This window comes from Agrobacterium sp. FDAARGOS_525 (assembly GCF_003938925.1).
GTDB lineage: Bacteria > Pseudomonadota > Alphaproteobacteria > Rhizobiales > Rhizobiaceae > Agrobacterium > Agrobacterium pusense.
This window is the reverse complement of sequence record NZ_RKIU01000005.1, coordinates 222,227-233,024: the sequence shown is the minus strand read 5'-3', so window position 1 is coordinate 233,024 and position 10,798 is coordinate 222,227. Positions and strand designations below refer to the sequence as shown.

Here is a 10,798-nt window from a genome sequence, read left to right as displayed (position 1 = left end):
CAGATGTGCAGCCATTACCTGATCGAACCGGTGGCCTGCACGCCGGCGTCGGGTGGGAGAAAGCCAGGTCGAGAACCAGGTCAATCTGGTGCGCGAACGCTTCTTCACGCCGCGACTGCGCTTCAAATCCTACGATGAACTGAATGGCTGGTTGCTGGACAAGTGCATCAGTTACGCCCGCGCTCATAAGCACGTCGATCAGACGGAGCGCACGATCTGGGAGGTGTTCGATGCGGAGCGGCCGCACCTGGTCGGCTATCCCGGCAAATTCGACGGCTTCCACGCTGTGCAGGCCTCGATCGGCAAGACCTGCCTCGTGCGTTTCGACAAAACAAATACTCGGTACTGTCTACGGCAGTCGGCCGCCCTGCCGAGATACATGCCTATGCAGATCGCATCGTCATCCGGCAGGATGGCGTGGAAATCGGCCAACACGATCGCTGCTTCGGCCGTGGCGAGACGATCTATAATCCCTGCATTACGTGCCGGTCCTGACCCGCAAACCGGGAGCACTGCGCAACGGTGCGCCGTTCCACGACTGGTTTTGCCGCCGCCATGGAGAAGGTGCGCCGCCGGCTGAAGGCAATGCATGACGGCGACCGGCAGATGGTGTCGATCCTCGAATGCGTGGGCCTGGACGGGCTCCCCGCCGTCGAAGCGGCCTGCAGGAGGCGATCGATCAGGGCGTGTTCTCGGCCGCCGTCATCATCAACATTCTGGCCCGCAAGCGTGATCCGCAGCCGGCCGCCATCCTTTCCATCCCCGATGCGCTTCGCCTGACCCATGAGCCTCTGGCCGACTGCGCCCGTTACGACAGCCTGAGGAGGGCAAGCTGATATGGAACGATCCAAATCCTCGACATGATGGGCACGCTGAAGCTGTTCGGCATGCGTAGCGCCTATGACGAGATCATGGCCTCCGGCATCAAGCGACAGCACGAACCGCCGCGCATCGTCGGTGACCTGCTTCAGTCGGAGATCGCCGAGAAGCAAGCGCGCTCCATCAAATACCAGATCACCGTCGCCAAGCTGCCGCTGGCCAAGGACATCGACGACTTCGACTTCACCGACACGCCGGTCAACGAAGGCCTGGTGCGCCAACTCGCAACCGGGGCCTTCCTCGCCGAGCAGCACAATATCGTTCTGGTCGGCGGAACCGGCACGGGAAAGTCTCACCTGTCCATCGCCCTTGCTCGTGCTCTGATCCGCAATGGCGCACGCGGCCGCTTCTTCAACGTCGTCGACCTCGTCAATCGGCTCGAGACGGAGGCACGTAGCGGCAAACAGGGACGGCTGGCCGACTTCATCACCAGGCTCGACTTCGTCATCATGGACGAACTGGGCTATCTCCCATTTGCCCAGGCGGGCGGCCAGCTCCTCTTCCACCTCATCAGCAGGCTCTACGAGCGGACGTCCATCATCGTCACGACGAACCTGGCCTTCGGCGAGTGGCCGGCCGTATTCGGCGACCAAGATGACCGCCGCTCTGCTCGACAGGCTCACCCACCATTGCGAGATCGTGGAAACCGGGAACGAATCCTGGCGCTTTAAAAACCGCTCTCAAAGCTAAAGCCGAAAAGACAAACAACCGCGCCCGCAGGCCCTTGCGCTAAATGGAGAGCCCCGGGCCTACGCGCGCTGACCCGATGCAACTAGAGGCAGGGGTCCCTTTTGGGAGCCGATAAGGGGTCCCGTTACGACGCCGATTGACAACAAGTGTCTGCTGTGTTGGACTATGTCCAACACGCGGCTTGAAAGCGGCTCTCATCGACTAAAGGATCGAGCACTGTCCAATCACGCCTGAATGCGATGACAGGACATCGATCCGTGGAGGACCCCGGCGTAGCTCCGGTTGATCCTCATGGAGATCAGTAAATGTGGAAGATTGCATTCTCCGGAGCGTGGTGTGTCTTGGTGTGCCTGGTTGCTGTCTACGCTGGTTTCCAGTGGGCCCCGCGCCCAAACAGGTTGAGGCGCAGTCTCCCGGGCTCACCGAACATGAGGTGGTCAAATCGGCGATGGTGACCGTCCCGATTATTCGGGAGAAAAGGTGGACGGATACGTCGTTGCAGAAGTGACGTTGACCGCAAATGACGAGGCACTGCGTGCTAGTCCCAGCCCGGAGGCAGAACTGACGGACGAATTGATCGCGGCACTGGTGTCCGGACCGGTTCTCACAGATCCCGAATTCACGGTCGATGCCCTGAGGTTAGATCTAGTGGAGCGGATGAACAAGCGGATTGGTCTGCAAGCATACTATAAAACTCTGATGACCAAGCTCGATTACCTGACTGCAGCAGATCTGGAGCGGATGCGCAGCTCCGGAGCAACCCCAATGAAGGTAACCCCCCTGGTTGATAAATCTCTGCTCGATGTTGTGCCTGATCCCGTGCCCAAAGATGAGTAGATGATTAGGTGGGAGGAGCATCCAGCATTTCCTGGGGCTGCCCTTGTAGCTCTAGTTACTTGAGGTTCTATATTTGGACCGGTGGCTAAGGACTTGTTCGATGCGGCGTCGTGCGGTCGTGCCCCCCTTCCTGTATTGCCGGCTGCCGTGGTGCGCTCGGCACCTTCTTGATGATGTCGGCACGGTTTCATTGAAAGCGCGAAGAGTGACGAAATGGATTGGTTTCAGAATTTGAACGAGCGAGCACTCCTGATCGCGCGGAATGCCTGCATCGGAGCCTTTGTAGCTGTCTTGCTATCCGGTTGTGTTTCAGACATGGGTCTGGACGACCTGTCAGCAGCGCACCCGAACTGTCGAGCAAGATGCTGGCAGAAATGTCAAAGAAGGGGATGGCAGCGGAAAGCCCCGTCCTGATCAGGATCTTTAAGCAGGAAAGCGAGCTCGAGGTCTGGAAAATCGACCGAAGCGGACGCTACGCACTGCTAAAGACATATCCGATGTGCAGGTGGTCAGGGAAGCTAGGCCCCAAGGTCAAGGAAGGTGATCGCCAAGCGCCCGAGGGATTTTACCATGTCTCCAAAGGCATGCTGAACCCTAAATCGCAGTACTATGTATCTTTTAACCTCGGCTATCCAAACAGGCTGGAGTCGGCACTCGGCTATACCGGCGAGGCGCTGATGGTCCACGGTGCTTGCTCCTCTTCCGGTTGCTTTGCGCTGACAGACCAGGGCGTCGGTGAGATATATGCAATCGTCGCCAAGGCACTTTCATCGGGACAGGAGCGGTTCCAGGTCCAGGCCTATCCTTTCCGGATGACGACGGAAAATATGGCGCTGCACAAAGACAATCAAAACCTGTCGTTCTGGCGGACTCTGAAAGAGGGATACGACTTTTTCGAACTGACCCGTCAGCAACCAAAGGTCTCGGTGTGTGGCCGCCGCTACATGTTCAACAAAGAGTTCGTGGGCGGAGAGCCCGCTACCCACTGGAGGCTTGCCCCGCAAGCGCCGCTTCTCCTGATCCCGCACTGATGGCCCGCATGGCCGAAGAAAACCAAGGCTTGAGGCTGCGCTTCAACAGGCCGGCGGCACCACGGTGTCGTCCTATGTGGATGGCGGGATGCATTCAAGTTTCCGCGCACTCCTTAAAGAAGAGGGTCCAGACCGACTTGCGGCTCGCATCTCGGGCACAAAATATCCGGTTAGCAGACCAGAGGCGGCGCTGGCTGACCCCTTCCAGAAGAAGAAGGCCAGGTCCGGCGACTGGGTGAGCACCCCAAGTGTGGCAGGAGAATGAATTATGGCCCAGCCCGATGATCGGATTAAGAAGATACGACGCAATAACTGGATTGTGTTGGCGGTGCTCACGATTTTCGTTATCGCGGTGTTTCTCTTGAGCTTCTCTGCATAGCGGCAATCAAGGTGAGATTCGTATTGCCTCATCGAAGAATGCTCCCGAACGGATAGCATATTGCCTCACCAGAATGCTCCCTATGCCCTGCTGAGCTCTGGTTGTTGTTCATCTTCGCCAGGCTCGTTTCCGAATATCATTCTATGCGCGCGATCGCGACGCCAACCTTTCACCCGTCGTTGCACCGTACGGATTAGTCCATTAGGATACTCGCCGGGATAGATGCTTTGAAGTCGCTCTAGTAGCTCGCGGCCGGTTCTCCATGGCTCTGCTTCAAACCAACTGTAAAGATCATTCGTGACGTTAACCAGCGGGTCAGGCCGCCGTCGCTCGCGTTTTAGTTTTGGCTTTGCTTTCGCGGTCGGACGAACTTCGCCCTCCGTCCACGCGATACGCAGGCTTCGTAAAAAGCTCTCGATATCAGGAACTTCGCTTAAGGGTGTTCCCTGATGCACAATGTCGGCAAGCCGCTGTTGTCCTGCACGAATGTTTCGGAGAAGCGTTACAGGATCGAGTTGTTCGCTCATGCGCACCAAGCGGTCGCGTACCTCCAGTCCCGTCCTTGCATCCGACAAAATCCGTTGATGTGGCGTCGCGGGAGAAGAGTAGAGCTTCTTGACCATCGCTCCGTTTCGCTGCTTTTCGAGCAACTTAAACGACGGCTGAAAGAAGTTCACGAACAAGCGCACCGAACGATAAAGCTCTGCAAGTGTTGCCGCAGCTTCAACTCCCTCATACCGATGATAGCCAACAATGCGGCGGACGACCGATCCGTTTTTCTGCTCCACATAAGCCTGATCATTTTTACGATATGGCCTACAGCGAGTGAATTCTATATCTGAATCAATACAGTAGTCCCTGATTGTCTCGTTGATGAATACGCTATCATTGTCCGTATCAAAGCCAAGCAACGGGAAGGGCATTACGCGGCGAAGCTCGGTCAAAACTTCCGTCAAAAGCTTCTGTTCGCGAACAAGCAGAGGGGCGCATTCGGTCCAACCGGTCGCAATATCTGTAAGGACAAGAGTTTGAATAAAGCTGCCGCGTGCGTTGGGACCGGAGTGCGACACCAGATCGGCCTCGATGAAGCCAGGTGGGGGATCACCCCAGTCGGAGAATTTTCGAATTGGGATACTCCGCTTCAATGCTGATGAAGCAACGGAACGTCGGCGTCGACGGCCGCCTGCTGTTTCTCGCACGCTTTTCAATGCACGGTCGATGGTAGCCGCACTCATCTGTAGCAGAAGTGTGCGGACCTGATCGTCTAACCTCAAATGGCTATGTTGTTCCATCGATGAGATCAAAATTGGCAGCAAGGGCTTCAATCGCTTGCCACAGATGCGGTCGGAGGCTTCCCACAAAACAATAAGAGCCTGTCGGGTCGCCTCGTCATAAATCTGCGCCCGCGTTCGCGATTGCGGTTGCTTATCCGCCCCCGCAATAAACGCATCGCGTGTTTGCGATGCATCCCACTAATCGAAACGAACTGATCGAGGATCCGCGATTTTTCCTCCCGCTTTCCGGCCGCATAGCGCTTTGCCAGAGCAGCAACCAATTCCTTCTTCGTCGTCACGCTGATCAGCCTCATCTGATTTGCTCCGCACCCACAAATGCTGGGAGCAAATCAGATGAGGCAACGGCCAACAATCAGGGAACATTTCTAGTGAGGCAATGCGGATTCAGCGTCAATCAGGATGAGACTTGCGCCGGGGTGTGACGAAGTGAGGGCGTAGCCCGATCGTAGTCATACCCCGGCGTGGCGCAGATTTTCGGCGTCTCAAGATCGCGGTCGGTCCGGTACATTTGCGGTTTTCTGGATTGGAGAACCAGTTTGTGCCGGGTCGCCATTTAACCGATCATCAGATGAGACTCTTTATGAAGTACCGACAAACGCATTCCGTAGAGATCGCCGCGGCAAAAGCGTCGATCAGCCGAGCCACGGCATACCGCCTCGACAAGAAGGTACACCTACCATCTCAGAGCAAAGCGCCGCGTGGACGTCGCCGCCCTGATCCCCTCGAGCCGATTTTCGAGACTGAAGTCGTCCCGCTGCTGAAGGCCGCCCCTGGCATCCGTGCCGTCGCCGTCTACAACGAGATGCTGCGCCGACATCCAGAACTATCTGAAGGTATCCGCCGTACGCTTGAACGACGCATCCGGTCGTGGCGTGCTGTCAATGGCGAAGCGCAGGAGGTCATCTTCCGCCAGACGCACGAGCCAGGCCGACTGGGCCTTTCGGATTTTACCGACGCCAGCGGCCTTGGTGTAACGATCGCCGGCCAGCCGCTTGATCATCTGTTCTATCACTTTCGGCTCGTCTGGTCGGGCTTCGAACACGCCCATGTCATTCTCGGCGGGGAAAGCTTCGTCGCGCTGGCCGAAGGACTTCAAAATGCCCTGTGGTCCGTGGGTGGTACGCCGCTTTATCATCGCAGCGACAGCCTGTCGGCGGCATTCCGCAACCTCGATGCCGACGCCAGGGTCGATCTCACACACCGTTACGATCAGCTTTGCTCCCATTATCGGATGACCCCGACGCGCAACAACAAAGGTGTCGCGCATGAGAACGGCTCGATCGAAAGCTCGCATGGTCATCTCAAAAACGCTGTTCACGATGCCCTGCTGATGCGGGGCACCAAGGAATTCGACGATCTCGGTTCTTACCGCGCTTTTGTCGACGAGATCGTCAGCCGTCGCAACGCTGCCCATGGCAGGCGTATCGATGCAGAGCGGTCCCATCTGCAGTCGCTGCCTGAGCGCCGGACCACGGACTTCGAGGAGATTGTTGTCACTGTGTCCCGGACGGGCGGCTTCACCCTGCGCAAGGTCTTCTACACCGTGCCGTCCCGCCTGATCGGCCACAGGTTACGAGTTCGCCTGTTCGACGATCGGCTGGATGTCTTCGTTGGCGGTACGCATCTGATGACGTTGCGCCGGGGACGTGGCCACGCTGACGGGCGACACGACCAGGTCGTCAACTACCACCACGTCATCCATTCCCTGCGTAAAAAGCCGATGGCGCTCCGTGGCCTCGTTTATCGCGACAAGCTCTTCCCGCGAGAAGAATATCGCAAGGCCTTCGAGGCCCTGACCGAACATCTTCCCGATAAGCAGGCTTGCAAGATCACCGTTGAGCTTCTGGCACTGGCGCATGACCGCGGCTGCGAACGCGAACTTGCCGAAGAATTGGCCAGGACACTCGATGCTGGTGAGTTACCCAACCTGGCTGCCATGCGAGCGCTCTTCGGTCCGGACCCGGCCAAGCTGCCGACCGTTCATGTGCAACTCGCATCGCTTAACGGTTATGAGGCCCTGATCGGGACGGGAGAAGCCGCATGAAGAACGCACACGCCATCGATGAAGCACGGCTCGGTATCATGCTCAACGAACTTCGGTTGCCGACAATTAAAACGCTTTGGCCGCAATTTGCCGAGCAGGCGGACCGGGAAGGATGGCCAGCAGCTCGATTCCTGTCGGCTATTGCCGAGCACGAGCTGGCAGAACGTGCAAATCGCAGGATTGAACGGCATCTCGCCGAAGCGCACCTGCCGCCTGGAAAGACCTTGGACAGCTTCGCCTTTGACGCTGTACCTATGATCTCGAAGGCCCAGGTCATGGCAATTACCGCCGGCGACAGTTGGCTCGCCAAGGGAGCGAACATCCTCATGTTCGGTCCGCCCGGCGGAGGAAAGAGCCATCTTGCTGCTGCCATCGGTCTCGCGCTGATTGAGAACGGATGGCGGGTCCTGTTCACCCGAACCACCGATCTTGTGCAGAAGCTTCAGGTTGCCCGTCGAGAACTCCAGCTTGAATCAGCCATCGACAAACTCAACAAATACGACCTGCTCATCCTCGATGACCTCGCCTACGTCACCAAGGACCAGGCGGAAACAAGTGTGCTCTTCGAACTGATCTCGGCCCGATACGAGCACAGGTCGATCCTGATCACCGCCAATCAGCCGTTCGGAGAGTGGAACAGGGTCTTTCCCGATCCTGCCATGACACTCGCCGCAGTCGACCGGCTCGTGCACCATGCCACGATCTTCGAGATGAATGTCGAAAGCTATCGCCGCAGAGCAGCACTTGAGGAAAAGCGCCAGCGAGGCCGACCCGCTTCGTTTGCGACAATCAGGACCTCAACGCTGTCTGTCGCGGAGCGGCAATCAGAAAATGACGAAGAACTTGTCAGCGACAATCAGCATGATAATCTGACCCCGACCGCGACCTAAGAATCTCATCCAGATTGTCGCCCGCGTCTCATCCTAATCGCCGCGCTATACTTCTCGCATATTGGTCGAGAGGCAAGGCCTGAGCCCAATGAAACCGTAACCTCCCCAGCCGTCGATGGGTAACGACGATCTTACTTAAGAGGAATACAATGCGGACCAACATCCTGATTATAGGGGCGGGGCAAGCCGGGCTCGCTGCGGCATATGCCTTGAAGAGGCAGGGCCTGAGCTTCTCGATTGTTGATGCCGGCACAAAAATCGGAGACAGCTGGCGCAACAGATATGACAGCCTCACACTTTTTACACCTCGCAGCATCAGCGCGCTCTCGGATATGCCCCTGGTTGGTGATGCAAATGGCTATGCTGGAAAGGATGAGTTTGCTGACTATCTGCGGCGGTATGCTTCCTTCCATAAAATTCCGGTCATCAGTTCGAAGAAGGTCGTCCGACTTGAGAAGGCAGGCAGTCTCTTTGTGGCGTCAACGCAAGACGGCGATCGTCTCACAAGTCATATTGTCATCGTTGCCACGGGGGCATTTTCGACACCGCGTATTCCTGGATTGTCGAAATTGCTCCCGGCCCACATTCAGCAGATGCACGTAACTGAGTTCCGCAATCCGGGCTCGGTGGCGAAAGGCCCTGTTCTTGTTGTCGGAGATGGCGCGAGTGGAAGGGACGTGGCAATCGCGATGGCTGGGTTTCAACAGGTGCTGCTTGCACGCGGGCGAAAGCGCAGACTTTTACCGGAGAAGATCCTCGGACGCAGTTTGTGGGTATGGCTGGGGCAGCTCGGCCTTCTCCGTGCATCGGCGCAGGGGATCATCGGGCGAAGGATGAGGCGTGAAGATCCATTCCCTGTTCGTGGCAATGACGATGCTTCACTTAGGCGGTTGGGGGTAATCCTGAAGCCGAGACTGGCTGCGATCCATGATCGTAGGGCAAGTTTCGCCGACGGATCGAGCGAGAACATCAGATCCATTGTTTGGGCCACAGGCTATGCCGATGAGCTCCCTTGGATTGAAGTCGAAGGTGCAGTTGATGCTCGGGCTGCCCCAATTCACTCCAACGGGGTTTCGCCTGTTGCCGGTCTCTACTATGTCGGACGTCCATGGCAGCGGAACCGTGCCTCTGGTTTGATCTTGGGTGTGGCTGACGACGCGGCTTTCATCGTTGAGCATATCCGTCAACGGTGCCTGCAAAGTAGGTAGGCTCAGGTCGCTACAACATTATGACCGATGACCTGTACGCCGTCTTCGCAACCGTCCGCTGGCGTTTCGATCTCCAGAGTGCTGTGGTCGATACCGTGCCTGTCCCGCAGGATTTTTCGCACTGCGCCTTTCACTTCAGCAGCACTGCGCAGAGATAACTCCGTCACAACGAGATGCGCTTGCAATGCCTTGTGATCTTCATCGATCCGCCACACATGGACATGGTGGACCTCCTGGACGCCTTCGACGGAACGCATGTCCGAAACAAGTTCGTTCACATTTACGTCCTCAGGCGCCGCCATCATCAGGATCCTGATCGATCCTCCGATCTCAGTGAAGGCCTGCCAGAGTATGTAGGCTGCGATCATGAGGGTGATCGCAGGGTCAATCCATGTCCAGCCGTATAGCAGCACAAGTGTGCCGGCAATTATCACACCCACCGATCCAAGCGCGTCCGACACATTGTGCAAGAAAGCGGCGCGGATATTCATGCTGGTTTTTGAAAGGGTGTAGGTGAGCATGGCTGTGATCAAATCGATGACGAGCGCGATGCCTGCGACGATCACGACCGTCCACCCTTCGATCGGCACCGGTGCGATGAACCGCGTGACCGCTTCATACACGAGATAGAGCCCAATGACGATCAAAGTCGTGTAGTTGATCAGCGATGCGACGATTTCGGCTCGAACATAGCCGAACGTCATTCTTTCGTCAGAAGGGCGGCGCGCGATCCGACGTGCACCATACGCAATCACAAGTGATGCAGCGTCACTGAAGTTGTGGAGCGCATCCGCGATCAGGGAAAGACTGCCGGAGAAGATGCCGCCGGCAATCTGCGCAAAAGTAAGGAGCACGTTTACGAGAATTGCTCCCCCTATACGCTTGTCTCCTGCATCCGCTCCATAATCGTGGTGATGTCCACTCATGAATTCCGGTCCGGTCTCCGAGGTCAGGAACCTGCCTTGCTGGCATCGATTTCAGCCTTCACCAGGGTGAATAGACCTTGCGGACTGAACTCTGTGAGAGGCTTTTCGTTCACGAAAAATGTCGGGGTCTGTTTCACATTGTTGGCCTGAACATCGGCCATATCCTGGGCAAGAATATTATCGATCGCTGGGGAGGCCGCATCCTTCTTTCCCTGCTCGACATCAAGTCCGGCCATCGCCGCAATCTGCCATGCCTTTTCTAGATCTGGTTTGCCATGATCGGCCCAGACAGGCTGCTGTTCAAGTATCGCTTCCAGGACCGGTTCAAACAGGTTTTGTTTGCGCGCGGCCTCCAATATGCGCACGGCATCTTCGGAACCTTCGTGGAATACGGTGTATCGCAGGACAAGTCGCACGTCATTTCCGGTCTGCGTCATCATTTGCTTCACGAGCGGATAAAAGGCCCGGCATGCCTCACATGACGGATCAAAAAACTCGACAATTGTCACAGGCGCCGAAACCGGCCCCATGACCGGCGAGTGCATTCTGACAAGGGTATTGTTCCCCGGCATTGTAGAGGGCGCTGGCTCAGCGTCTGGCGTAAGCCCATCATAGAGGG

The 10,798-nt window shown here is 57.0% G+C and carries 6 protein-coding genes and 4 pseudogenes; 7 read left to right on the top strand and 3 right to left on the bottom strand.

The window, feature by feature from the left end; genetic code table 11:
• The 4 genes and pseudogenes from EGT36_RS28005 to EGT36_RS27990 form a co-directional block, all read left to right on the top strand.
• Window positions 1-836, top strand: a pseudogene (locus EGT36_RS28005) (Mu transposase domain-containing protein); the annotation flags it as partial.
• A 24-nt stretch (window positions 837-860) separates the two neighbouring features.
• Window positions 861-1,569, top strand: a pseudogene (gene istB / locus EGT36_RS28000) (IS21-like element helper ATPase IstB).
• Window positions 1,570-2,049: 480 nt separating this feature from the next.
• Window positions 2,050-2,406 carry a hypothetical protein gene (locus tag EGT36_RS27995; RefSeq protein WP_125271567.1) on the top strand — a complete coding sequence of 119 codons (357 nt, stop codon included), beginning with the start codon at window positions 2,050-2,052 and terminating at the stop codon, window positions 2,404-2,406.
• 213 nt (window positions 2,407-2,619) lie between these two features.
• Window positions 2,620-3,702, top strand: a pseudogene (locus EGT36_RS27990) (hypothetical protein).
• Between the two features lie 194 nt (window positions 3,703-3,896).
• Here the strand turns inward: EGT36_RS27990 and EGT36_RS27985 are convergent.
• Window positions 3,897-5,404: pseudogene (locus EGT36_RS27985) on the bottom strand (integrase catalytic domain-containing protein).
• 245 nt (window positions 5,405-5,649) lie between these two features.
• On the opposite strand from EGT36_RS27985, the gene istA reads away from it, so the two are divergent.
• The 3 genes from istA to EGT36_RS27970 all read left to right on the top strand — a co-directional run bounded on the left by istA (window position 5,650) and on the right by EGT36_RS27970 (window position 9,253).
• Complete coding sequence (gene istA, locus EGT36_RS27980; RefSeq protein WP_125270226.1) at window positions 5,650-7,155, top strand: IS21 family transposase; 1,506 nt, start codon at window positions 5,650-5,652, stop codon at window positions 7,153-7,155.
• Window positions 7,152-8,045, top strand: a complete 894-nt coding sequence (istB, locus tag EGT36_RS27975) for an IS21-like element ISRel5 family helper ATPase IstB (protein ID WP_037095010.1) — start codon at window positions 7,152-7,154, stop codon at window positions 8,043-8,045. Before istA ends, istB (EGT36_RS27975) begins: the two co-directional genes overlap by 4 nt.
• A gap of 149 nt (window positions 8,046-8,194) precedes the next feature.
• Window positions 8,195-9,253, top strand: a complete 1,059-nt coding sequence (locus EGT36_RS27970; RefSeq protein WP_112828969.1) for a flavin-containing monooxygenase — start codon at window positions 8,195-8,197, stop codon at window positions 9,251-9,253.
• 2 nt (window positions 9,254-9,255) lie between these two features.
• Here EGT36_RS27970 and EGT36_RS27965 read toward each other — a convergent pair whose 3' ends face one another.
• Both EGT36_RS27965 and EGT36_RS27960 read right to left on the bottom strand, forming a co-directional pair.
• On the bottom strand, window positions 9,256-10,179 hold the full coding sequence (locus tag EGT36_RS27965) for a cation diffusion facilitator family transporter (protein ID WP_112828968.1): 924 nt from the start codon (window positions 10,177-10,179) through the stop codon (window positions 9,256-9,258).
• A gap of 23 nt (window positions 10,180-10,202) precedes the next feature.
• Window positions 10,203-10,709 (bottom strand): DsbA family protein, encoded by a 507-nt coding sequence (locus EGT36_RS27960; protein WP_286084366.1) that lies wholly within the window; start codon window positions 10,707-10,709, stop codon window positions 10,203-10,205.
• Window positions 10,710-10,798: the final 89 nt, after the last annotated feature.

What these genes read in the sequence shown, in the direction of transcription:
- EGT36_RS27960 (WP_286084366.1), bottom strand. Translation starts at nt 10,709, where the DNA reads ATGGGGCCGGTTTCGGCGCCTGTGACAATTGTCGAGTTTTTTGATCCG.
- istB (WP_037095010.1), top strand. Translation starts at nt 7,152, where the DNA reads ATGAAGAACGCACACGCCATCGATGAAGCACGGCTCGGTATCATGCTC.
- EGT36_RS27970 (WP_112828969.1), top strand. Translation starts at nt 8,195, where the DNA reads ATGCGGACCAACATCCTGATTATAGGGGCGGGGCAAGCCGGGCTCGCT.
- EGT36_RS27965 (WP_112828968.1), bottom strand. Translation starts at nt 10,179, where the DNA reads ATGAGTGGACATCACCACGATTATGGAGCGGATGCAGGAGACAAGCGT.